The organism is Caulobacter sp. Root1472 (assembly GCF_001426985.1).
Classification (GTDB): Bacteria; Pseudomonadota; Alphaproteobacteria; order Caulobacterales; family Caulobacteraceae; genus Caulobacter; species Caulobacter rhizosphaerae.
The window spans coordinates 52,319-75,129 of record NZ_LMFX01000003.1 but is presented as its reverse complement, the minus strand read 5'-3'; the positions used below and the strand labels follow the sequence as shown (position 1 = coordinate 75,129).

Sequence of the window (22,811 nt, the reverse complement as noted above, 5' to 3'; positions counted from 1 at the left end):
AGGCAAGACGCCACAGGCGCCGCGAGGCGCGCCCCCGGATGTCTAGGCCTGGGGCTTCCATCCACCGCCCAGCGCCTGGATCAGGGCCACGGCCGTGGTCTGCCGGGCCACGGCGGCGGTGAGTAGCGCCCGCCGCGCCGACAGGGCCGAGGCCTGGGCCGTCACCACGTCGGTGTAGGCCACCTGCCCGGCCTTGTACTGGTTGAGCAACATCTGCTCGGTCTGGTCCGCGGCGTCGGAACTGGTCTTCAGCAGGGCGTAGCGGCGCTCCAGCACCTGGGCGGCGGTCAATTGGTTTTCCACATCCTCGAAAGCGGCCAGGGCGGTCTGGCGATAATCGGCGACCGAAGCGTCGTAGGACGCCCTCGCCTGCTCCACCCGCGCCTTGCGCGCGCCGGCGTCGAACAGGGTCTGGGCGGCGGTCAGACCCAGCGACCAGGTGTTGGCCGAGGCCGAGAACAGGTCGCCCAAGGCCGAGCCGCTGGTCGCGCCGTTAGCGCTGAGGCCGATGGTCGGGAAGAACGCGGCCCGGGCCACGCCGATGTCGGCGTTGGCGGCGGCGACCCGGCGCTCGGCCGCGGCGATGTCCGGCCGGCGCTCCAGCAGGGTGGAAGGAACGCCGGCCGGGATCTCGGGCACGCGGGCGCTCCAGGCCGGATCGGCGGCCAGGCGAAAGCCGCTGGCGGGCTCGCCCACCAAAGTGGCGATGGCGTTCTCGTAGGTCGCCCTGGTCTGGCGCAGGCTCTCCAGGTCGGCCTGGGCGCCGGCCAGCTGGGTGGTGGCCTGCAGCACGTCGGACTTCGGCGCGATGGCCGCGGCGTAGCGGTTCTGGGTGATCTGCAGGCTGCGCTGGTAGCCGTCGACCGTTCTGGTCACCAGGTCGATCTCGGCGTCGGCCTGGCGCAGGCCCAGATAGTTGACGGCCAGCTCGCCCTGCATCGACAGGCGGGCGCCGGCCAGGTCGGCGGCGCTGGCCTGTTCCGAGGCCTTGGCGCCGTTGATCCCCTGGCGGATGCGGCCCCACAGGTCCGGCTCCCAGCTGGCGCCGATCCCGGCCTGGTAGCGCTGGCCGCGGCTCGAACCGCCAGAGCTCGAAGGGGTCGAGCCGGAACCGCCGGACCTGGTCGCTGAACCCGACAGCTCGATGGTCGGGAACAGGCTGGCCCGCTGCTCGCGCACCAGGGCCCGGGCCTGGCGATAGCTGGCCTCGGCCGCGGCGATGGTCTGGTTGGAGACGTTGACCTTGGCGACCAGGGCGTCCAGCTGGGAGTCGCCCAGCAGGGTCCACCAGTCGCCGCGATCGATCAGGTCGCCGGGGGTGGCGACCTTCCAGCCGTCCAAGGCTTTGTAGGTCGCCGGCAGGGCGGCGGCCGAGGCGGTGACGTCGGGCCGCTGATAGGCCGGTCCGACCGTGCAGGCCGACAGCAGGATCAGCGCGGAACCGGCAAGCGCGAGGGACTTCAGGGCTGGCATCAGACAGGCTCCGGCGCGGAGGGCATGTGGGCCAGGTAGCGCTCGTCGCGCGCCTTGCCCCGCAGGCGGTCGAGATAGACATAGACCACCGGGGTGGTGATCAGGGTCAGCAGCTGGCTGGCGATCAGGCCGCCGATGATGGTGATCCCCAGCGGCCGGCGCAGCTCGGCCCCCTCGCCGAAGCCGATGGCCAGGGGCAAGGCGCCCAGGGCGGCGGCCAGGGTGGTCATCAGGATCGGCCGGAAGCGCAGCAGGCTGGCCTCGCGAACCGCCTCCAGGGCTGTCAGCCCGCGCGACCGCTGGGCCTCCAGGGCGAAGTCGATGATCAGGATGGCGTTCTTCTTGACGATGCCCAGCAGCAGGAACACCCCGATCAGGGCGATCACCGAGAACTCCATCTTGAAGACCAGCAGGGCGAGCATCGCCCCTACGCCGGCCGCCGGCAGGGTCGACAGCACGGTCAGGGGGTGGACGTAGCTCTCGTAGAGGATGCCCAGCACGATGTAGATCGCCACGATGGCGGCGGCCACCAGGAACGGCTGCTGCTTGTTCTGGTCCTGGGCGCTGCGGGCGCTGCCCTGGAAGCTGCCGCGGACATTGGTCGGCAGGGCGATGTCGGCCTCGGCCTGCTTGATGGCGGCCTGGGCGTCGCTGAGCGAGACGCCGTCGGCCAGGTTGAACGAGATCGTCGTGGCCAGCTCGCCGTTCTGGTGGTTGATCGAGGTCGGGGTGGCGGCCTGGGCGACGCTGGAGATCGCGGTCAGCGGGGTCATGGGCGTCAAGGCGGTGTTCAGGGCGGCGCCGGTCGAGGCGTCGCGCAGGGCCGGATTGACCGCCGCGCCGCTGGTCGAGGTCGTCGCCGCACCGCTGGGATTGGTCGGCACATAGACGTCGTTCAGCGCCTCCGGCCCTCGCGAGAACCGGCGGTCCCACTCCAGGATCACGGCGTACTGGTTGATGTCCTCGTAGATCGTGGCGACCTGGCGCTGGCCGAAGGCGTCGTAGAGCGCGTTGTCGACCGCACGGGGCGTGACGCCCATGCGCGAGGCGCTGTCGCGGTCGATGGTGACGAAGGTCTCGACCCCGTTCTCGGACTGGTCGCTGTCGACGTCGGTCATCACGTCGGACCGGGCCTTCATCGCCTCGGCCAGCTTGGGCGCCCAGGCCTTCAGCGCGTCGCTGGAGTCGCTGGTCAGGGTGTACTGGTAGGTCGAGTTGCTCTGCCGCCCGCCCATCCGCACGTCCTGGACGGGGTTAAGGAAAACGCTGATCCCGGTGACCCTTTGCAGCTGCGGTCGCAGGCGGTTGATCACCGCCGAGCCTTTCTCCTTGCGGTCGCCTACCCCGTCGCCCAGCGGCTTGAGGTTGACGAACATGAAGCCGCCGCCGGCCCGGGCGCCGCCGGTGAAGCCGACCACCGTGTCGACGGCCGGGTCCTTGCGGATAATGTCGACCACCTGGCGCAGCTTGGCCTGCATGACGTGGAACGACACGCTCTGGTCGGCGCGCAGCCCGGCCTGGATCTGGCCGCTGTCCTGCTGGGGGAAGAAGCCCTTGGGCACGGCGACATAGAGCCAGGCGGTCATGGCGATCACCACCACCAGGATCAGCAGCACCACGGGCTTGGCGGCCAGCGCCCAGTCCAGGCTGTACTCGTAGGCGCGGTGGACACGGTTGAAGCCGGCCTCGAAGGCGCGGGCGACCCGTCCCTCCTTCTTGCCCTCCTTCGGCGGCCGCAGCAGGTAGGCGCACATCATCGGGGTGGTGGTCAGCGAAATGACCAGCGAGATCATCACCGCCGCCGACAGGGTGACGGCGAACTCGCGGAACAGCCGCCCCACCTGGCCGCCCATGAACAGCAGCGGGATGAACACCGCGACCAGAGAGATGCTGATCGACAGCACCGTGAACCCCACCTCGCGCGCGCCCAGCAGGGCGGCCTGGAAGCGGTCCATACCTTTTTCGATATGGCGGGCGGTGTTCTCCAGCACCACGATGGCGTCGTCGACCACGAAGCCGGTCGCCACGGTGATGGCCATCAGGGAAAGGTTGTTCAGCGAGAACCCCAGCAGGTACATCACCCCGAACGTGCCCAGCAGCGAGACGATGGTCGCCGCCGCCGGGATGAAGGTGGCCCGGGCGCTGCGCAGGAAGGCGCTGACCACCAGCACCACCAGTACGATCGAGATCAGCAGGGTGACCTCGATCTCGTGCAGCGAGGCGCGGATCGAGTTGGTGCTGTCGCTGGCCACCGCCACGTTGATGTCGCCGGGCAGCTGGGCGCGCAGTTCCGGCAGGGTGGCGCGGACGCTGTCGACCGTCTGGATGATGTTGGCGCCCGGCTGGCGGGTGACCAGGATGATGATCGCCGGCTTGCCGTTGAACAGGCCCAGGGTCCGGGTGTCGGCGACGCTGTCGGTGACGTCGGCCACGTCCTTGAGCCGCACCGGCGCGTCGCCGCGCCAGGCCACGACCAGGCCGGCATAGTCGGCCGCCTTGCGTCCGCCCGGGCTGGTATAGACCTGGAACCGCCGCCCCGCTCCTTCGACCTGGCCCTTGGGTCGGTTGGCGTTGGCCGACTGGACCGCGGCGCGGACGTCCTCCAGCGAGATGCCGTACTTGTTGAGCAGGAACGGGTTGGCCGAGACGCGAACGGCCGGCAGCGAACCGCCGCCGATCTCCACGTCGCCCACCCCGGTCACCTGCGACAGGCGTTGGGCCACGATGTTGGACACCGCATCATAGATCTGGCCCGGGGTCTTGGTCTCGCTGGTCAGGGCCAGGATAATCACCGGGGCGTCGGAGGGGTTCTGCTTGCGGTAGCTGGGATTGCTGCGCAGCGTGGCCGGCAGGTCCGAGCGGGCGGCGTTGATCGCGGCCTGCACCTCGCGGGCCGCGCCGTCGATGTTGCGGTTGAGGTCGAACTGCAGGGTCACGCGGGCCGAGCCGGTGTTGCTCTGCGAGGTCATCTCGGTGACGCCGGGGATCACGCCTAGCCGTCGCTCCAGCGGGGTGGCGACGCTGGAGGCCATGGTCTCGGGGCTGGCCCCAGACAGGTTGGCCGAGACCGAGATGGTCGGATAGTCCACCTGCGGCAGGGGCGAAACCGGCAGCACGAAGAAGGCCGCGATGCCGGCCAGGGCCAGGCCGATGGTCAGCAGGACCGTGGCCACCGGCCGCCTGATGAAGGGCGCCGACAGGTTCACGAGGGCGCCCCCGGGACGGGCTCGGGATCGATCCTATCCGGCGGCACATGGTCGTCAGGCTCGCGGCGCATGCCCCGGTCAGCGGGGGCCAAACGGTCGAAGGCCAGGTAGATCACCGGGGTGGTGAACATGGTCAGCAGCTGGCTGACCAGCAGCCCGCCGAAGATGGCGATGCCCAGCGGCCGGCGCAGCTCGCCGCCCTCGCCGAAGCTCAGCATCAGCGGGATGGCCGCGAACAGGGCCGCCAGGGTGGTCATCAGGATCGGGCGGAAGCGCAGGATGGCGGCCTGGAAGATGGCGTCGCGGGGGCTCTTGCCCTCGTTGCGCTGTGCGTCGATGGCGAAGTCGATCATCATGATCGCGTTCTTCTTGACGATGCCGATCAGCAGGATGATGCCGATGATCCCGATCACCCCCAGGTCGTTGCCGGTGATCCACAAGGCCAGCAGCGCCCCGACCCCGGCCGACGGCAGGGTCGACAGGATGGTCAGCGGGTGGATGTAGCTCTCGTAGAGCACGCCCAGCACGATGTAGACGCAGACCACCGCCGCCAGGATCAGCCACAGCTGGTTGCTCAGCGAGTTCTCATAGGCTCCCGCCGCACCCAGGAAGGTATGGGTGACCGCCGTCGGCATGCCGATGTCCTTCATCGCCGCGCGGATGTCGTCGACCGCCTTGCCCAGCGAGACGCCCGGGGCGGTGTCGAAGCCAATCGTCGTGGCCGGGAACTGCGAGACGTGGGTCACCTGCAGCGGGGCGGTCTGCTCCTTGATGGTCGAGATCGCCGACAGCGGCGTGGGCTGGCCGCCGCCGGTCTTCAGGTTCAGCAGGCCCAGCGATTCCGGCGCGGTCAGCAGGCCCGGCTTGGCTTCCAGGATCACCCGGTACTGGTTGGTCTCGGTGAAGATCGTCGAGACGATCCGTTGGCCGAACGCGCTGTACAGCGCATCGTCAATGTCCGACGCCGTGATGGAAAGACGCGCGGCGGTGTCGCGGTCGATGTCGACATAGGCGGCCGCCCCCGTAGCGTCGGCGTCGCTATAGACGTTGCGCACCGACTTCACGCTGGCCAGGCGCTCGGCCAGCTTGCCGGCCCATTCCTTGACCGTGGCGGTGTCGGCGCCTTCCAGCGACAGGCGATAGAGGGTCGGGCCGGTCTCGGCGTCGATGGTCAGGTCCTGGGTGGGCTGCAGGTAGAGATGCACGCCCGGCACGGCGGCCACGCGGTCGCGCAGCCGCTGCATGATCTTCTCCTGCGAGCCGCCGCGGTCGGCCTTCAGGTTGATCAGCATCTGGCCGGTGTGCAGCATCGAATTATTGGCGCCGTCGACGCCGATGAACGAGCTGAGGCTCTCCACCGCCGGATCGTCGAGGATGGCCCTGGCCGCCTGCTGCTGCAGGCCGGCCATGCGGTCGTAGGACACCGACTGCTCGACCTCGGTGCGGGCCTGCAACTGGCCGGTGTCCTGGGTCGGGAACAGGCCCTTGGGGATGATCAGGTACAGGAAGGCGGTCAGGGCGAACGTGGCCACGGCGACCACCAGGGTGGCCTTCTGACGCTCCAGCACCCAGTTCAGCCCGCGCTCGTAGTGGTGCTCCACCCGTTCGAACACCGCCTGCGACTTGCGGGCGATGCGGCCCGGGCGCTCGTCGCCTTCGTCCTCGCCCTGCGGCTTCAGCCAGCGGGCCGACAGCATCGGCGTCAGGGTCAGCGACACCACGGCCGAGATCAGGATGGTGATCGCCAGGGTGATGGCGAATTCGCGGAACAGCCGCCCGACCACGTCGCCCATGAACAGCAGCGGGATCAGCACGGCGATCAGCGAAACGGTCAGCGAGATGATCGTGAAGCCGATCTCCCGCGCCCCCTGCAGGGCCGCCGCCATCGGCTTGACGCCCTTTTCCAGGTGCCGGCTGATGTTCTCGATCATCACGATGGCGTCGTCGACCACGAAGCCGGTCGCGATGGTCAGGGCCATCAGGCTGAGATTGTTGAGGCTGAAGCCCATCAGGTACATCACCCCACACGAGCCGATCAGCGAGATCGGCACGGCCAGGCCGGCGATCAGGGTGGCGCGCAGGCTGTGCAGGAAGAAGAAGATCACCACCACGACCATCACCACGGCCAGCAGCAGCTCCATCTCCACATGGTGGACCGAGCCGCGGATGCCGGTGGTGCGGTCGGCCAGCACCTTGACCTCCAGCGTGGCCGGCAGGCCCGCCTCCAGCTCCGGCAGCTTGGCCTTGATGGCATCGACCGTCTGGATGACGTTGGCGCCGGGCTGGCGCTGGACGTTGACGATGATCGCCGGGGTCTCGTTGGCCCAGGCCCCCAAGCGGGTGTTCTCGGCGCTCTGCACCACCTGAGCGATGTCGCGCAGGCGGATGGGGGCTCCGTTCTTGTAGGTGACGATCAGGTTCGAATAGTCGTCGACGGTCAGCAGCTGGTCGTTGGCGTTGATCGTATAGGCGCGGGTCGGCCCGTCGAAGCTGCCCTTGGCGCTGTTGGCGTTGGCGTTGCTGATCGCGCTCTGCACATTGGCCAGGGTGACGCCGTACGACGCCATGGCCTGGGTGTCGGCCTGGATGCGGATGGCCGGGCGCTGGCCGCCGCTGAGGGTGACCAGGCCCACGCCCGACACCTGGCTGATCTTCTGGGCCAGGCGGGTGTTGACCAGGTTCTGCACCTCGGTCAGCGGCAGGGTGTCGGAGGTCACCGCCAGGGTCAGGACGGGGGCGTCGGCCGGATTGACCTTGGCGTAGACCGGCGGAGCCGGCAGGTCGGCCGGCAGCAGGCTGTTGGCTCCGTTGATCGCCGCCTGCACCTCCTGCTCGGAGACGTCCAGGCTTTCACCCAGATTGAACTGCAGGGTGATGATCGAGGCCCCGGCCGTGCTGACCGAGCTCATCCGCGCCAGGCCCGCCATCTCGCCCAATTGACGCTCCAGCGGCGCGGTCACCGTCTGGCTCATCACCTCCGGGCTGGCGCCCGGATAGAGGGTCTGGATCTGGATGGTGGGATAGTCGACCTGCGGCAGGGCCGACAGCGGCAGCAGCCGGAAGCCGACCAGGCCCGCCAGGACGATGGCCGCCATGAACAGCGCCGTGGCGACCGGCCGCTGGATGAAGGGACGCGAGGGGTTCATGGCGCGGGCCTATTGCGCCTGCTGCTGACGGTGGCGGCGGTGCTCGCCGCCCTGCCCCTGGCCGCCCTCGCCGCGCTTGCCGGCCCACTGGCCCTTGCCCTTGCCTTGGCCCATTCGGCCGGCGGCCTGGCCCGGCAGCTGCACCTTGCCGCCCTCGCGCAGGCGGTCGCCGCCTTCGGTGATCACCTTCTCGCCGACCTTCAGGCCGCTGGTCAGCGACACCTGGGCGGTGGTCGAGGGGCCGGCCACGACCTTGCGCTTGTGCACCGTCTGATCCGCGTCCAGCACCCAGACGAAAGCGCCGTCGCTGCTCTGGCGCAAGGCGGTGGCCGGCACCACCACCGCGTCCTTGATGGTGTCCAGCTCCAGGCGAACATTGACGAACTGGCTGGGGAACAGGGTCCCGCCGGCGTTGGCGAACCGCGCCTTGGCCTTGACCGTGCCGGTGCCCACGTCGACGACGTTGTCGAGGGTCGAGAAGGTTCCCGTATCCAGGGTGGTGGTCCGCGTCCGGTCCAGGGCGATGACCGGCAGGGCCGCGCCGCTGTTGGCCCGCGCGCCGATCCGCGGCACGTCGTCCTGCGGGACCGTGAACTCGACATCGATCGGCGAGACGGTGGTGATCACGGCCACGCCGCTGGCGTCGCCCGCGCCGATATAGTTGCCGACGTCCACGACCCGCAGCCCGACGCGGCCGCTGACTGGCGCGACGATCCGCGCATAGCCGACGTTCAGCCGCGCCGTACCGACGGCCGCCTTGTCGGCCATCACCGTGCCCTGCAGTTGCTTGACCGTGGCGGCCTGGGTGTCGACGTCCTGCCGGGCGATGGAGTCCTGGGCCAGCAGGGTCTGGTAGCGCGCCAGAGTGACCCGGGCGTTGGCCAGCTGGGCCTCGTCGCGGGTCAGGTTGCCCTGCGCCTGCAGCAGGTCCATCTGGAACTGGCGCGGGTCGATCTGCACCAGCGGCTGGCCGGCGCGGACCATCTGGCCTTCCTTGAACAGCACCTGGGTGATTACGCCGGCCACCTGCGGCCGGACGGTGACCGTCGCGGCGGGCGTGACCGTGCCCAGGGCCTCGATCACCACCGGCAGGTCGGTCTGGGTCGCGGTGGCGACCGCAACGGTGCTGGCCGGACCGCCGCGCCGTCCGCCGCCGAACCCGCCGCCGGGGCCGCCCGGGCCGCCGGCGCCGCCGTCCGCACCCTTGGGCGCGTGCATCAGGCTCCAGGCCAGCCACACCACGCCGGCCAGAACCGCCAGGGCGATCGCGCCGCCGATGACTTGCGCCTTGCGGCTGACGGGGCGGATCGGTCGGTAGGGTTCGGTCATCGAGATCCCAGGCGCAGGGCTGTGGAGAACGGACGAACGCTACCAGTGTCCGAAGCACGAAACGCCACAATGGCGAAACGGATGCTCGTACGGTCGCGCCTGGCGGCCGCGCTGGCGGTCGCTTACAGCCTTACTTGCCCGGCCACGTTACCGGCGCATTTCAAGGTCGAAACCTGCGCCGCCGCATCTTTGCCGCCAGTTGGCGAACGACAGCGGGGCGAAGACGGCGATCAGGCGCCGTTCAGCCGCCAGGCGAAGCGCGTGGCGATGGTCACCGCGCCGTCCTTGCCCCCGGCCGGCCCGTCCAGCGCTTCGCTCTCGATGAACTGCAGGCCGGCCTCCCTCTGGGACCGCCAGACCACGCGGGTCAGGTGAACCCGCTTGGCGATCGAGTCCACCAGGAAGATCCCCTCCTCCGGCAGCCCCATGTCGGTAAGCGAGACCCGCGCCCCGCCGTCGGCGATGTCGATCAGCGAGCATTTCCAGGCCTTGCGGCCATCGACCAGATAGGCCTTGCGCTTGGTCGGCGTGCGGGCGTGGGCCCGCTGCTCGGGAGCGCGTGATTCGACATCTGATCGCATGGCCACAACCCTAGCGCGGCACGGTTAACGGATGGCGCCGCTTGGAGAAGCTTTGCTATCACGAACCGGCCGCCTCAACCCAAAGTCTGTGGAGAACCCGCGATCAGTTGATCCAACCGCCGTCGATGATGTGGATCTGGCCGGTGGTGAACGCCGATTCATCGCTGCCAAGATACAGCGCCAGCTGGGCCAGCTCCTCGGGCTTGCCCAGGCGGCCCATGGGCTGGCGCGCGGTGAAGGCCTGGCGGGCGGCCTCATAGTCGCCGGTGTCGGCCAGGCGCTGGTTCAGGGACGGAGTCTCCACCGTGCCGGGACAGATGGCGTTGCAGCGCACGCCCCGGCCCACGAAGTCGGCGGCCACGGCCTTGGTCAGGCCGATCACCGCGGCCTTGGTCGCGCCGTAGGCGAAGCGACCCGGCACGCCTTTGATCGAACTGGCCACCGAGGCCATGTTGACGATCGACCCGCCGCCGTTCTCCAGCATGGCCGGCAGGAAGGCGCGGATCATCCGGTACATGGCGTTGACGTTCAGGTCGTTCGAGAACGCCCAGGCCGCCTCGTCGCAGTCCAGGATGGTGCCGGAGTGCACGAAGCCAGCGCAGTTGAACAGCACGTCGACCGGGCCCAGCTCGGCGGCCAGGTCGGTGATGGCCTTGGGATCCAGCACGTCCAGCCGACGGGTCTCGCAGCCCGTCACTTCGGCCAGCAGGGCCTCGTTGACGTCGGTGGCGATCACCCGCGCGCCTTCGCGGGCGAACAGCTCGGCGCTGGCCTTGCCGATGCCTTGCGCGGCCGCCGTGACGAGGGCGGTCTTGCCGGAAAGTCTTCCCATCTCGATTACTCTCTAACTGGCCCGCCGCAGCGGAAGGCAGGCCGGACCGATCGGGTCGAAGGCCTTGTAGGTGAGGATGAATTCCTGGTGGCCCAGGGCCTCCGAAACGGTGCGTTCGCCGCCGGCCACGGCCAGGACCAGGTCGTAGATCTCGCTCCCGACCTCGTCCAGGGTCCCCCGCCCCTCCATGACCCGCCCGGCGTCGACGTCCATGTCGCCGCTCAGCTTGCGATAGGTCTCGGGATTGGCGCAGATCTTGATGACCGGCGAGATCGCCGAGCCGACCACCGAGCCGCGCCCGGTGGTGAACAGGGTGATATGGGCCCCGCAGGCGATCAACTCGACGATCTCGGCGTTGTCCGAGATGTTGGGAAAGCCGAAGCGGGCCTCGCCGTCCGGCACCACGTCCAGCAGGTACAGACCGCCGCTGGGCGGCAGGTCGCCGGGCTTGAGGATGCCCACGATCGGCGCCGAGCCCGATTTTGAATAGGCGCCCATCGACTTTTCTTCCTGGGTGGTCAGCCCGCCCTCGGCGTTGCCGGGCGCGAAGCTGCCATAGCCCATGACGGTGTAGTAGGCCTCGGCCTTCTGGACGCTCTTCTCCAGTTCCAGGCCCAGTTCCGGCGTGATCGCCCGGCTGGCCATGATGGTCTCGCAGCCGACCAGCTCGCCGGTCTCCTCGAAGACGCAGGCCGCGCCCTCGGCGCCTAGCCGGTCGAAGGCCCGGCCGACGGCGGGATTGGCGGTGATGCCGCTGGTGCCGTCCGAGCCGCCGCAGATGGTGCCGATCACCAGTTCCGAGACCGCCATCGGCGTCAGCGGCGCCTGGCTGGCGACCGCCCGCAGGCGAGCGACCGCCTGCAGCCCCTTGGCGATGGTGGTGGCCGTGCCGCCGTTCTCCTGGATCACCAGGGTCTCGACCGGCCGTCCGCTGGCCTCGATGGTCGCCCGCAGCTGTTCGCGGTTGAAGCTCTCGCAGCCCAGCGAGACCAGCAGCACCCCGCCGACATTGGGGTGCGTCGTGATCGCCTGCATGACCTTCAGCGCATAGGCGTTGGGGTAGCAGCCGGGGAAACCGATCAGGTGAACCTCGGTGTCGTCGCTCTTGGTGACGATCGTCCGGGCCACGTGATGGGCGCACTCGACCAGATAGGCGACGGCCACGACGTTGCGGATGCCCTTGCGGCCGTCGGCGCGCAGGTAGCCGCGCAGCGTGTGCGACATGGTCATGATCCTTTCGCGCCCGTCGCCTGCCGGGTGTGGCTGGCGATGTAGTCGCTCTTCATGTTGTGCAGGTGAACGTGGCCGCCGGCCACGACCGGCGTGGTGATCGACCCGATCGGCGCGCCGTATTTCAGAACCTTGTCGCCGACCGCGAGGGCCCGGCGCGCCAGCTTGTGGCCGACGCCGACGTCGACGTCGGCCGTCACGGCCTGGCCGTCGATCACCAGGGCCTGGCCCGCGCGCACCGGGGCGCTGAGCACCAGCACGTTGTCGTCGGGATGCAGCAGGATCAGACTCATCGGGACTCCGTGGACGTCGGCGCGTCCGGATGCAGCAGGCCCTCGGCGCGAAGGTCGTCCCACAGCGCGTCGGGAATGGCGTGCGCGGCCCAGGCCAGGGCCTGGCGGACCTGCGCCGGGTTCGACATGCCGGGGATGACGCTGACGACCTGCGGGTGGGCCAGCGGAAATTGCAGGGCGGCGGCGGCCAGCGGCGTGGCGTGGGCCAGGCAGACCGCCTCCAGCCGGCGAACCCGGTCGAGGATCTCGGTCGAGGCCGGCCCGTAGTTATAGTGGGCGCCGGGCTTGACGCCTTCGACCAGGACCCCCGAATTGAACGGGCCGCCGACGATGATCGACACGTCGCGGGCGGCGCAGCGGGGCAGGAAGCGATCCAGCGCCGTCTGCTCCAGCAGGGTGTAGCGGCCGGCCAGCAGGAAGACGTCGAAATCGCCCTCGTCCAGGGCCGCGTCGCAGATCTCCCATTCGTTGACGCCCAGCCCGATGGCGCCGACGGCGCCGCTGTCGCGCAGCGCGCGCATGGCCTTGTAGCCGCCGCCGAAGAACTCGCGCCGCCGCGCGGCGTCGTCCTCGCCATGGGTCACCGCGCCCAGGTCGTGGGCCAGCAGCACCTCGACATGGTCGCGCTTCAGGCGCTGCAGGCTGCTCTCGAACGATCGCATGACCCCGTCGTACGAATAGTCGAACACCGGCTCGTACGGCGCGGCGCCGACGAAGCCGTGGCGCTCGGCGGCCGGGTCGATCTCCGGCGCCGGGCGCAGCAGCCGGCCCACCTTGGTGGAGACCTTGACGTTCGCCGGCAGCGCCTCGCCCAGGCGGGTCTCGCTGAGACCGAAGCCGTAGTGCGGCGCGGTGTCGAAATAGGCCAGGCCGGCGGCGAGGGCCGCGTCGATGGTCTCGCGCGCGGCGGCGTCGCTCACCGCGGCGTAGAGATTGCCGATCGCCGCGGCCCCAAAGCCCAGCGGCGGCAGGTTCAATCGGCCAGGACGTTCCGCCCGGCCACGGGAAGACGCCTGCACGGCGTCGGCGACAGTCACTGGAATTGGCCTCCAAGTTCCACGGAGATCTCGTCGGCCGCCGCCTGGATCGCGGCGACCGTGTCAGCCACGGAGATCGCCGTGGGCGTTTCGACATAGGGCGAGGTCAGGGCCGCGGCGACGCCTTCGGGCCCGAAGATCGGCGCCGACAGGTCGACCACCAGCCGGGTCACGTCGCTGGACGCCTGGACATGCCGTTCGGCGCGGGCCTTCTCGGCCTTGGCCTCGAACTTGGCCCAAGCGCTCCGGCTGACGGTGGGCTCGAGGCGGGCGCGCCACTCCTCGCGCACGGTTTCGGGCTGGAAGGCGTAGAGCACCAGGCCCGACGTCGCCTCGACGAGGGCCCGGTGATAGCCGACGCGCACCGAGAAACCCTGGTTGCCGGGGGCCTCGATCCTGGCCACCACCACCATTTCCGCGGCGCTGGCCACCGCCAGGTGGCACGACTGGCCGATCACCTCGGACAGGCGCCGCATCACCGGCAGGGCCGCCTCCAGCACGCTCTTGGCCGGCGCCCTGGTCATCCCCAGCGAGAAGAGCCTGTTGGTCAGGACCAGGCCATCGCCAGCGGGGGTGTTGGCGACATAGCCGCGCTGCTCCAGCACCTGGACCATCCGGAACAGCTCGCTGACCGAACGGTTCAGCGCGGCGGCGATCTGGACCATGCCCATGGGCTCGCCGCGCGCGGCCAGCAGCTCGAGCACGTCCAGGCCCTTCTCAAGGGCGGGGGCGCGATATTTGGCGGAGGGTTCTTCGGACTCGGTCATGGTCCTATATCCGATAGAAGCGGCGGCATGTCCCACCGAACAGGGCCGCCAGATCGGCTGCGTCGGTCAGCCCGCTGAGCTTCCTCGCCAGGGCCAGCCAGTCCGCATAGTCGCCCGCCAGGTTCAGCACCGGCCAGTCGCTGCCCCACATCAGGCGGTCGGGCCCGAAGGCGGCGACCAGATGGGCGACATAGGGCGACAGGGCCTCGCCCCCCTGCCCCGGCGCGGCCTCGGTCAACAGGCCCGACAGCTTGCAGAACACCTGCGGAAGCGCCGCCAGGGCCTGGATGCCTCGCGCCCACGCGCCGTCGTGGTCGCCGGCGGCGATCGGCGGCTTGGCGCCGTGGTCGATGACGATCGCCAGCTCGGGCCGGCGGCGCGCCAGGGCCAGCAGGTGCGGCAGGTGGCGGGTCAGCACCAGGCCGTCCAGCGACAAGCCGTGGGCGATCATGGCGTCGAGTGCGGGATCCAGACGCGGCGCGGCGATCCAGGCGTCGTCGTCAAGGCTCTGCAGCATCGGCCTCAGGCCGCGCAGCTTGGGGTTCCGGCTTAGCGCCGCGATGCGATCCGGAGCGGCGGGCGACGCCAGGTCGACCCAGCCCACCACGCCCAGCACCAACGGCTCGTCCGCCGCCAATTCCAGCAGCCAGTCTGTGTCCCGGTCATCCGGCTGGGACTGCACCAGCACGCAGCCCGCCAGGCCCAAGGGCGCGGCGACCGCCGCCAGGTCGGCGGGGCCGAAGTCGCGGTGGATCGTCGCCAGGTCCGGCGTCGGCCAGGAAAAACCGTTCTCGCCGACCCGCCAGAAGTGCTGGTGGGCGTCAATCAGCACGAGACGATCGCCTTGATGACGCCGGCTTGCGGCTCCATCCACCCCGGCAAGGCCTGGGCGACCTCCGCCAGGGTGGCGGCGTGGGTGTTCAGAGCCCCCGTGGGGACCTTGCCCGCCTTCATCGCCTCGACCACGGCGTCGAAGTCTTCCGGCGTGGCGTTGCGGCTGCCCAGCAGCGTCGCCTCGCGCTTGTGGAACTCAGGGTCCGAGAAGGTGATGTTGGCGCCGACCACCGAGATCAGCACATAGGAGCCGCCGTGGCCGACATAGGCGAAGCCGGCCTCCATGGCCTTGGGATTGCCGGTGGCGTCGAACACCACGTCGAAGAAGTCGCCGTTGGTGAGGTCGGACAAGGCCTGCCGCGTCTCGTCGCCCAGGCCCACCACATGGTCGACGCCCAGGTGGTCGCGACAGAAGTCCAGACGGTCCTGACGGCCGTCCAGCGCCGTGACGATCCCGCCCTGCAGCTTGGCGAACAACGCCGCGGCGATGCCGATCGGCCCGGCGCCGACCACCAGCACCGACTGTCCCGGCGTGATGGCGGCCCGGCGCACGGCATGGGCGCCGATGGCCAGGAACTCGATCATCGCCGCCTCGTCCAGGCTGATTCCCTCGGCCTTGCGGACGAAGCCTTCGGGCACGGCCAGGTACTGGGCCATGCCGCCGTCGCGGTGCACGCCCAGAACCTGGATGTTCATGCAGCAGTTGGGCTTGGCCTTGCGGCACGCCGCGCAGGTTCCGCACGACATGTAGGGCATCACATAGACCGGGTCGCCGGGGGCCAGGTCACCGCCCGCCGGCGCCTGAACGACCTCGCCGGCCAGTTCGTGGCCCATCACCCGCGGATAGGCCAGGAACGGCTGGGTGCCGCGATAGATGTGCATGTCGGTGCCGCACACCCCGACGCGGCGGACGCGGATCAGCACCTCGCCGTCCGCCGGCTCGGGGATCGGGCGCCGCTCCAGGACCAGCTGTCCGGGAGCCGCGCAGACCAGGGCGTCCATCATCAGTGGGCTCCGGCCGGAGCCGCCTTCAGATCTTCGCGGGTGGCGCGGCCGGCCGTGAAACCGAACAGCCCGACCACCGCGAAACAGGCGCAGGGCACCAGGATGGCCAGGTCGATGGCCGTGGCGTCCGAGACCGCCCCCATCAGGGTCGTCAGCACCGCCCCGCCGATGATGCTCATCACCAGGAACGACGAACCGGTCTTGGTCAGCGGGCCCAGGCCCTTCAGCGAGCCGGCGAAGATGGTCGGGAACATGATGGACATGAAGAAGCTGGTCGAGGCCAGGGCGTAGAGCCCGACCTTGCCGCCCACCAGGGCCGCCACCAGGGTCAGGCCGACATTGACCGCCGCGAACAGTCCCATCAGCAGCGACGGGCTCACCCGGCTCATGGCGGCCGTGCCGACGAAGCGTCCGGCCATGAAGCCGACCAGCGACCAGGACAGGTAGGCCGCCGCCGCCTTCTCACCCAGGCCGGGAAGCTCGTGCTGGGCGTAGCGGATCATGTAGCTCCAGACCCCGACCTGGGCGCCGACATAGAAGAACTGCGCCGCCACGCCGAACACGAAGCGGGGTCGGGCCAGCAGGGCCGGGATCGCCTTGGCGGCCGGCAGGCCGGCCTCGTCTTCGCCGGGATCGGGCCGTCCCGCCTGGTGGGGGAACTTGGTCAGGGACACCAGCAGCGCCCAGGCCAGCACGACGGCGGCGATGATCAGGTACGGAACCTGGGTCGAATGGGCCTCGGCGGTCTGGAAGGCGTTCAGCTGGGCCGGCGTCATGGCCGCGAACTCGGCCTTCGTCGGCTCGACGCCCGACAGGATGAACTGGCGGCCGACCACCACGGCGGTGATCGAACCCAGCGGATTGAAGGCCTGGGCGAAGTTCAGGCGCTGCTCGGCCTTGGCCGGATCGCCCAGCACGGTGATCAGCGGATTGGCCGAGGTCTCCAGGAACGCCAGGCCCGAGGCCAGGACGAACAGGGCGGCCAGGAACCAAGAATACTGCCTCGCCTCGGCGGCGGGCCAGAACAGCAGGGCGCCCAGGCCGAACAACAGCAGGCCGACGATCACCGCCGCCTTGTAGCCGTAGCGGCGCATGACAGCGCTGGCCGGCAGGGCCAGGAAGAAATAGCCCAGGTAGAAGGCCATCTGCACCAGGCCCGACTGCAGGTCGGTGAGGAAGAAGGCCTTCTTCAGGTGCGGAATCAGCACGTCATTGAGGTTGTTGGCCACGCCCCATAGAAAGAACAGGGCGACGATGAGCACGAGCGGGGCGAGGGCCGTCCGCTCCGATGGACGTTGTTCCATGGGGCTTCCTTCCAGGGGGACGATTGACCCGGCCCCGTTTATCTGGGACGGAAGTCACCACATATGATGTGGCGCGTCAAATATGAAAAGCGCTCTGATTCAATGGAGGAAAACGCCATGGCCACGCGGCACTGCCTTGCGCTGGACCTTCACGACGATCCCGAGACCATCGCCGCCTACCGGCGTTGGCACGCGCCCGGCGGCCCGCCCGCGGCGGTGACCGAGTCGATCCGCCGCGCCGGCATCCTCGATATGCAGATCTGGCTGACCGGCCCTCGGCTGTTCATGATCATGGAGACCGGGCCGGACTTTTCTCCCGAGGCCAAGGCGGCCGCCGACGCCGCCGACGCCGACGTCCAGGCCTGGGAGGCGCTGATGGGCAAGTTGCAGAAGGCCCTGCCCTGGGCCGCGCCGGGCGAGAAATGGACGCCGGCCGAACAGATCTTCAGCCTGGCCGAGCAGCCCTGAGACGCCTCAGGCCACGAACGGGAACGGCGACAGGGCCTTGCTGGACTCCTCGACCAGCAAGGTCCGGTTGATCGGCGCGGCGGCCCGTTGCGGGCAGGCCGGGCGCTCGCAGATCCGACACGAGGGGCCGATCTCCACGGCCGCCGGCGCGGCGATGTCCAGCCCCCGGGCGTAGACCAGCTTGCCGGCGTGCTTGAGCTCGCAGCCCAGCCCCACGACCAGTTCGTCCTCCAGCCCCGCCTGCAGGCCCGACACCCGCCGCACGGTGCGCGACAGGGTGAAGTAGCGTTCGCGGTCGGGGGTCTCGATCACCTGGGTGACGATCCGCCCCGGCGTCTTGAAGCTGTCGTGGACGTTCCAGCGCGGACAGGCGCCGCCGAACCGCGAGAACGGGAACGGCCCGGCCGCGAACCGCTTGGAGATGTTGCCGGCCGCATCGAGCCGCATCATGAAGAAGGGCACGCCACGCGACCCGGGCCGGCTGAGGGTGGTCAGGCGCTGGGCGGCCTGCTCGTAGCTGATGCCGAACCGCGAGCGCACCCGCTCGATGTCGTAGCCGCTGGCCTCCATGGCCGCCAGGAACGGCTCGTACGGGGTCATGATCGCCGCGGCCAGGTAGTTGTCGAGGAACACCTTGAGCAGCTGGCGGGTGGCGCGGTCTGGGGCCTGGAAGCGATCGGTCAGGACCGACAAGGTCTCGCCCGCCTCCATCAGGCCCAGCTGGTAGCACATGGCGAAGATCCGGCTGGCCGGCGCCAGGGTCTCCGACAGCATCAGCCGCTTGCGGTGATGGTCGTAGCGCCGCAGCGAGCCGGTCATGGTCTCGACCGGCATGACCCGAACCTGGATTCCGAAGCGCTCCAGCAGCCGGGCGCGGACGGCGGGTCCCAGGTCCTGAGGGTCGGCCTTCATCGCCGCGACGATCGGCTCGGCCGCGGTCTCCAGTTCGGCGAAGTGGTTGCGCTGCGAGCCCACCAGGTCGCGGACCCAGTCGGTCGGCGAACTGGACGAGACCGGCGTGGCCCCGTCCGGCCGCTCGAAGGCGCCCAGGTCGATCAGCCGGCCACGATCCAGATAGGCGCGATAGAGGCGCGCCATGGCCTCGGCGATGCCCGGCGACAGCTCGGCCACCTCGGCGGCCTCGTGACGACTGACGCCCAGGTCGGCGAACATCTTGTCGGCCAGCACCTCATCCAGTCCCGCCCCGCCGCCCGGATCGTCCGCCGAGAGGCTGCGCAGGTCCAGGTCGTAGGCGTCGGCCAGGCGCAGCAGGATCTGGGCGGTGACCGGCCGCTGGTTGCGCTCCAGCAGGTTCAGGTAGCTGGCCGAGACGCCCAGGTTCTCGGCCATGCGGCTCTGGGTGACCCCCAGGTCGCGCCGCAGCCGCTTGAGCCGGCCGCCGAGAAACAGCTTCTTGTCGTGGGTCGCCATGTAGTCATGTTGTCATGGATTTACAAAGATTACAAAGTCGGTTTGTGACAAATTGCCTTCAATAGGTTCGACGCCGACCGCGTCGCGACCCAAGCTCTCCCCACGAACTTTTCCGCCCGGCCGTCACTGGCCGAGCCGACGATGGGACGAAAAAGAGCCATGACGCTGCGCAAGACCTACGCCCAACTCCGCCAAGAGCTGCTGGCCCGCTATCCCCAGGGCGTCACGCCAGGCGGCGTCGCGGTGGATGACATCATCCAGTTGAAGCTGCAGAACACCTTCTCCACCCACCTGGACATCGCCCGCGAAATGGCCGGCGTCATGCGCGCCGACATGGCCGCCTACGACGCCGACGCCGGCAAGTTCACCCAGTCGCTGGGCTGTTGGTCGGGCTTCCACGCCCAGCAGATGATCAAGTCGGTCAAGCGCCTGCGCGGCACGACCAAGGGCGCCTACGTCTATCTGTCCGGCTGGATGGTGGCGGGCCTGCGCAACCGCTTCGGCCACCTGCCCGACCAGTCGATGCACGAGAAGACCTCGGTGGTCGACCTGATCGAAGAGATCTACGTCTCGCTGCGCCAGGCCGACGAGGTGGCGATCAACGACCTGTTCAAGACCCTGAAGACCGCGCGCGAGGCTGGCGACAAGGCGGCCGAGACGGCGGCGATCGCGGCCATCGACGGCTTCGAGACCCACGTCGTGCCGATCATCGCCGACATCGACGCCGGCTTCGGCAACGAGAACGCCACCTACCTGCTGGCCAAGGAGATGATCAAGGCGGGCGCCTGCTGCCTGCAGATCGAGAATCAGGTCTCGGACGCCAAGCAGTGCGGCCACCAGGACGGCAAGGTCACCGTGCCGCGCGAGGACTTCATCGAGAAGCTGCGCGCCTGCCGCCTGGCCTTCGAGGAACTGGGCGTCGACGAGGGCGTCATCGTCGCCCGCACCGACAGCCTGGGCGCGGGCCTGACCCAGAAGGTGCCGGTCAGCCAGGAGCCGGGCGACCTGGCCAGCGACTACATCAAGTGGCTGAAGACCGAGGCCATTACCGAAGGCAACCCGATCCTGCCGGGCGAGCTGGCGCTGTATCGCGACGGCCGGTTCGAAAAGCCCGTGCGCATGCCCAACGGCCTGTTCGCCTTCCAGGAGGGCACCGGCCGGGCCCGGGTGATCGAGGACTGCATCGCCTCGCTGACGCAGGGCGGCGCCGACCTGCTGTGGATCGAGACCGACACGCCCAATGTCGACGAGATCGCCTCCATGGTCGCCGAGATCCGCAAGGTCGTGCCGAACGCCAAGCTGACCTACAACAACTCGCCGTCGTTCAACTGGACCCTGAACCTGCGCCGCCAGGTGCGCGAACAGTGGATCGCCGAAGGCAAGATCCACAAGGACAGCTATCCCGACGGCGCGGCCCTGATGTCGGCCGAGTTCGACGCCAGCGACCTGGGCCGCGAGACCGACGAGCGCCTGGCCCGCTTCCAGGTCGACATCTCGGCCCGCGCCGGGGTGTTCCACAACCTGATCACCCTGCCGACCTTCCACCTGACGGCCAAGAGCATGGACGAGCTGTCGCGCGGCTATTTCGGCGACGACCGGATGAAGGCCTATGTCAATTCGGTGCAGCGCGAAGAGATCCGCCGCGGCGTCTCGGCGGTCAAGCACCAGCACGAGGTCGGCTCGGACCTGGGCGACAGCTTCAAGGAAATGGTCGCCGGCGAGCGCGCCCTGAAGGCTGGCGGCCACGCCAACACCATGAACCAGTTCGCCGCCGAATAGCCGGCGAAACCTCCCTTCCCTCTCTACCCGATCAAGGAGTCCATCATGACCGCCACGCAATTTGCTCCCGCCGCCATGCCGAACCCCACCGACCAGCAACGGGCGGTCGATCGGGTGGCCGAGGCGGCTCACCGGCTGAACGAGGCCGTGCAGCGCGCGATCGCCGCGGGCTACTCGGTCGAACTGGTGCGCACCTCGCGCCACCACGACGGCGCGGGCAACTGGGGCGACCAGATCGTCCCGACCGTCCGTCCCAATGGCGCCGCCAAGAGCGCCTGATAGGCCTTGCGTGGTCCTCGTCCTTCGACAGGCTCAGGATGAGGACCATTGCCGAGGCCGAACTCGAAACCTCATCCTGAGCTTGTCGAAGGACGAGGTTTCGGTTCTCACCAGTACCCGCCGCATCCCACACCCACGGAAGACGCCATGCCCCTCGACATCGCCGCCAACATCCAGATCAACGGTCCTGTCGAGGGCCGCGCGGTGGAGATCCTGACGCCCGAGGCCCTGGCCTTCGTGGCCGACCTGCATCGGCGGTTCGACGTCCGCCGGCGCGAGCTTCTGGCGGCCCGCGTCGCCCGCCAAGCCCGCTTCGACACCGGCGAGCTGCCGGACTTCCTCCCGGAAACCGCCGAGGTGCGGGCCGCCGACTGGACGGTCGCGCCGATCCCGGCCGACCTGCGGGACCGCCGGGTCGAAATCACCGGCCCGGTCGACCGCAAGATGATCATCAACGCCCTCAACTGCGGGGCCAAGGTGTTCATGGCCGACTTCGAGGACGCCACCTCGCCCACCTGGACCAACGTCCTGGAGGGCCAGGTCAACCTGAAGGATCGCTGGGCGGGAGACCTGACCCACGTCGATCCCAAGTCCGGCAAGCGCTATGCGCTGGGAGCCAACCCAGCCGTCCTGAAAATCCGCCCCCGTGGCTGGCATCTGCCTGAACAGCACATGGAAGTGGATGGCCAGCCCGTCAGTGGGGCCTTGTTCGACTTCGGCCTCTACCTGTTCCACAACGCCCGGGCCACGCTGGCCCAGGGCTCGGGTCCCTACTTCTACCTGCCCAAGCTGGAGAGCCACCTGGAGGCGCGTCTCTGGAACGAGGTGTTCGTCCACGCCCAGGCGGCCCTGGGCCTGCCGGTCGGCACGATCAAGGCCACGGTGCTGATCGAGACCATCCCCGCCGCCTTCGAGATGGACGAGATCATCCATGAGCTGCGCGACCACATGGCGGGCCTGAACTGCGGCCGCTGGGACTACATCTTCTCGTTCATCAAGCGCCTGGGCCGCCGGCCGGAATTCCTGACCCCGGATCGTTCGGCCATGGTGATGGGCAAAGCCTTTCTGGGCGCCTATTCGCTGAAGCTGATCCAGACCTGCCACCGGCGCGGGGCCTTCGCCATGGGCGGCATGGCGGCCCAGATTCCGGTCAAGGGCGACGAGGCCGCCAACCAGGCCGCGTTCGCCAAGGTCCGGGCCGACAAGGAGCGCGAGGCCGGGGCCGGCCACGACGGCACCTGGGTCGCCCACCCCGACTTGGTGCCCGTGGCCATGGAAGTCTTCGACCGCCTGATGCCGACGCCGAACCAGTTGGACAAGCGCCTGACGGACCTGACGATCACCCAGGCCCAGATGCTGGAGTTGCACGACGGCCAGCGAACCGAGGCCGGCGTGCGCGAGAACATCCGCGTCGGCGTGCGCTACACCCAGGCCTGGATCGAAGGCCGCGGCGCCGTGCCGCTCTACAACCTGATGGAGGACGCCGCCACGGCCGAGATCTGCCGCACCCAGCTGTGGCAGTGGATCCGCCTGAGCGCCGACCTGGCCGACGGCCGACAGATGAGTTCGCAGCTGTTCGTCAGCCTGCTGACCGAGGAGATGGCCGACCTGCGCCGCGACTTCCCCTCGCCGCGCCTGGAAGACGCGGCCCTGCTGTTCTCGCAGATGGTGTTGTCCGACACGCTGGAGGAGTTCCTGACCCTGCCGGCGTACGAACTGATCGCCTAAGATCCGGAACCAGGTGAAGCCAGCCCGGCGGTTCTCCGTGAGGAGGACCGCCAAAATGCGTCGTCCCAATCCAGCGGAGTCTCCGCCTC

The 22,811-nt window shown here is 69.2% G+C and carries 18 protein-coding genes; 4 read left to right on the top strand and 14 right to left on the bottom strand.

Going from position 1 to position 22,811, the window contains the following annotated elements:
• Positions 1-42: 42 nt before the first annotated feature.
• The 13 genes from ASD47_RS04050 to fucP all read right to left on the bottom strand — a co-directional run bounded on the left by ASD47_RS04050 (position 43) and on the right by fucP (position 17,037).
• Positions 43-1,473, bottom strand: a complete 1,431-nt coding sequence (locus ASD47_RS04050) for an efflux transporter outer membrane subunit (RefSeq protein WP_056752027.1) — start codon at positions 1,471-1,473, stop codon at positions 43-45.
• Complete coding sequence (locus ASD47_RS04045) at positions 1,473-4,679, bottom strand: efflux RND transporter permease subunit (RefSeq protein ID WP_056752025.1); 3,207 nt, start codon at positions 4,677-4,679, stop codon at positions 1,473-1,475. Before ASD47_RS04045 ends, ASD47_RS04050 begins: the two co-directional genes overlap by 1 nt.
• A complete protein-coding gene (locus tag ASD47_RS04040; RefSeq protein ID WP_056752022.1) occupies positions 4,676-7,825 on the bottom strand; it encodes a multidrug efflux RND transporter permease subunit in 3,150 nt (1,049 codons plus the stop codon). Before ASD47_RS04040 ends, ASD47_RS04045 begins: the two co-directional genes overlap by 4 nt.
• A 9-nt stretch (positions 7,826-7,834) precedes the next feature.
• On the bottom strand, positions 7,835-9,154 hold the full coding sequence (locus ASD47_RS04035) for an MdtA/MuxA family multidrug efflux RND transporter periplasmic adaptor subunit (protein WP_056752020.1): 1,320 nt from the start codon (positions 9,152-9,154) through the stop codon (positions 7,835-7,837).
• 230 nt (positions 9,155-9,384) lie between these two features.
• On the bottom strand, positions 9,385-9,735 hold the full coding sequence (locus ASD47_RS04030; protein ID WP_056752018.1) for a PilZ domain-containing protein: 351 nt from the start codon (positions 9,733-9,735) through the stop codon (positions 9,385-9,387).
• 103 nt (positions 9,736-9,838) lie between these two features.
• The gene (locus ASD47_RS04025; protein WP_056752015.1) at positions 9,839-10,567 is read right to left on the bottom strand and encodes an SDR family oxidoreductase; all 729 of its coding nucleotides are present in this window, start codon (positions 10,565-10,567) and stop codon (positions 9,839-9,841) included.
• A 12-nt stretch (positions 10,568-10,579) separates the two neighbouring features.
• On the bottom strand, positions 10,580-11,797 hold the full coding sequence (locus ASD47_RS04020; protein ID WP_235525757.1) for a UxaA family hydrolase: 1,218 nt from the start codon (positions 11,795-11,797) through the stop codon (positions 10,580-10,582).
• Complete coding sequence (locus ASD47_RS04015) at positions 11,794-12,090, bottom strand: UxaA family hydrolase (protein WP_056752012.1); 297 nt, start codon at positions 12,088-12,090, stop codon at positions 11,794-11,796. The genes ASD47_RS04020 and ASD47_RS04015 overlap by 4 nt, the downstream gene beginning before the upstream one ends.
• Positions 12,087-13,127: an aldo/keto reductase gene (locus ASD47_RS04010; RefSeq protein WP_082564448.1), complete on the bottom strand. Its 1,041-nt coding sequence runs from the start codon at positions 13,125-13,127 to the stop codon at positions 12,087-12,089. Before ASD47_RS04010 ends, ASD47_RS04015 begins: the two co-directional genes overlap by 4 nt.
• A complete protein-coding gene (locus ASD47_RS04005) occupies positions 13,124-13,894 on the bottom strand; it encodes an IclR family transcriptional regulator (RefSeq protein WP_056752010.1) in 771 nt (256 codons plus the stop codon). The genes ASD47_RS04010 and ASD47_RS04005 overlap by 4 nt, the downstream gene beginning before the upstream one ends.
• A 4-nt stretch (positions 13,895-13,898) precedes the next feature.
• Positions 13,899-14,726, bottom strand: a complete 828-nt coding sequence (locus tag ASD47_RS04000) for an amidohydrolase (protein ID WP_056752007.1) — start codon at positions 14,724-14,726, stop codon at positions 13,899-13,901.
• Positions 14,720-15,733: a zinc-binding alcohol dehydrogenase family protein gene (locus ASD47_RS03995; RefSeq protein WP_200945224.1), complete on the bottom strand. Its 1,014-nt coding sequence runs from the start codon at positions 15,731-15,733 to the stop codon at positions 14,720-14,722. Before ASD47_RS03995 ends, ASD47_RS04000 begins: the two co-directional genes overlap by 7 nt.
• Positions 15,733-17,037 carry an L-fucose:H+ symporter permease gene (gene fucP, locus ASD47_RS03990; protein ID WP_056752004.1) on the bottom strand — a complete coding sequence of 435 codons (1,305 nt, stop codon included), beginning with the start codon at positions 17,035-17,037 and terminating at the stop codon, positions 15,733-15,735. The genes ASD47_RS03995 and fucP overlap by 1 nt, the downstream gene beginning before the upstream one ends.
• A 117-nt stretch (positions 17,038-17,154) precedes the next feature.
• On the opposite strand from fucP, the gene ASD47_RS03985 reads away from it, so the two are divergent.
• Positions 17,155-17,505, top strand: coding sequence for an L-rhamnose mutarotase (locus ASD47_RS03985; protein WP_056752196.1), 351 nt, complete (start codon positions 17,155-17,157; stop codon positions 17,503-17,505).
• Between the two features lie 6 nt (positions 17,506-17,511).
• Here ASD47_RS03985 and ASD47_RS03980 read toward each other — a convergent pair whose 3' ends face one another.
• The gene (locus ASD47_RS03980) at positions 17,512-18,936 is read right to left on the bottom strand and encodes a short-chain fatty acyl-CoA regulator family protein (protein ID WP_056752003.1); all 1,425 of its coding nucleotides are present in this window, start codon (positions 18,934-18,936) and stop codon (positions 17,512-17,514) included.
• A gap of 159 nt (positions 18,937-19,095) precedes the next feature.
• Between ASD47_RS03980 and ASD47_RS03975 the strand changes: the two genes are divergently transcribed.
• From ASD47_RS03975 to aceB, 3 genes are all read left to right on the top strand, one after another.
• The gene (locus ASD47_RS03975) at positions 19,096-20,715 is read left to right on the top strand and encodes an isocitrate lyase (protein ID WP_056752000.1); all 1,620 of its coding nucleotides are present in this window, start codon (positions 19,096-19,098) and stop codon (positions 20,713-20,715) included.
• Between the two features lie 45 nt (positions 20,716-20,760).
• The gene (locus ASD47_RS03970; RefSeq protein ID WP_056751998.1) at positions 20,761-20,994 is read left to right on the top strand and encodes a hypothetical protein; all 234 of its coding nucleotides are present in this window, start codon (positions 20,761-20,763) and stop codon (positions 20,992-20,994) included.
• Between the two features lie 147 nt (positions 20,995-21,141).
• Positions 21,142-22,722: a malate synthase A gene (gene aceB / locus ASD47_RS03965; RefSeq protein ID WP_056751994.1), complete on the top strand. Its 1,581-nt coding sequence runs from the start codon at positions 21,142-21,144 to the stop codon at positions 22,720-22,722.
• Positions 22,723-22,811 lie beyond the last annotated feature (89 nt).

Excerpts from the sequence above, each read along its gene's own strand:
- ASD47_RS04050 (WP_056752027.1), bottom strand. The coding sequence starts at position 1,473 with ATGCCAGCCCTGAAGTCCCTCGCGCTTGCCGGTTCCGCGCTGATCCTG.
- ASD47_RS04040 (WP_056752022.1), bottom strand. The coding sequence starts at position 7,825 with ATGAACCCCTCGCGTCCCTTCATCCAGCGGCCGGTCGCCACGGCGCTG.
- ASD47_RS04035 (WP_056752020.1), bottom strand. The coding sequence starts at position 9,154 with ATGACCGAACCCTACCGACCGATCCGCCCCGTCAGCCGCAAGGCGCAA.
- ASD47_RS04030 (WP_056752018.1), bottom strand. The coding sequence starts at position 9,735 with ATGCGATCAGATGTCGAATCACGCGCTCCCGAGCAGCGGGCCCACGCC.
- ASD47_RS04025 (WP_056752015.1), bottom strand. The coding sequence starts at position 10,567 with ATGGGAAGACTTTCCGGCAAGACCGCCCTCGTCACGGCGGCCGCGCAA.
- ASD47_RS04020 (WP_235525757.1), bottom strand. The coding sequence starts at position 11,797 with ATGACCATGTCGCACACGCTGCGCGGCTACCTGCGCGCCGACGGCCGC.
- ASD47_RS04015 (WP_056752012.1), bottom strand. The coding sequence starts at position 12,090 with ATGAGTCTGATCCTGCTGCATCCCGACGACAACGTGCTGGTGCTCAGC.
- ASD47_RS04005 (WP_056752010.1), bottom strand. The coding sequence starts at position 13,894 with ATGACCGAGTCCGAAGAACCCTCCGCCAAATATCGCGCCCCCGCCCTT.
- ASD47_RS03995 (WP_200945224.1), bottom strand. The coding sequence starts at position 15,733 with ATGATGGACGCCCTGGTCTGCGCGGCTCCCGGACAGCTGGTCCTGGAG.
- fucP (WP_056752004.1), bottom strand. The coding sequence starts at position 17,037 with ATGGAACAACGTCCATCGGAGCGGACGGCCCTCGCCCCGCTCGTGCTC.
- ASD47_RS03985 (WP_056752196.1), top strand. The coding sequence starts at position 17,155 with ATGGCCACGCGGCACTGCCTTGCGCTGGACCTTCACGACGATCCCGAG.
- ASD47_RS03980 (WP_056752003.1), bottom strand. The coding sequence starts at position 18,936 with ATGGCGACCCACGACAAGAAGCTGTTTCTCGGCGGCCGGCTCAAGCGG.
- ASD47_RS03975 (WP_056752000.1), top strand. The coding sequence starts at position 19,096 with ATGACGCTGCGCAAGACCTACGCCCAACTCCGCCAAGAGCTGCTGGCC.
- ASD47_RS03970 (WP_056751998.1), top strand. The coding sequence starts at position 20,761 with ATGACCGCCACGCAATTTGCTCCCGCCGCCATGCCGAACCCCACCGAC.
- aceB (WP_056751994.1), top strand. The coding sequence starts at position 21,142 with ATGCCCCTCGACATCGCCGCCAACATCCAGATCAACGGTCCTGTCGAG.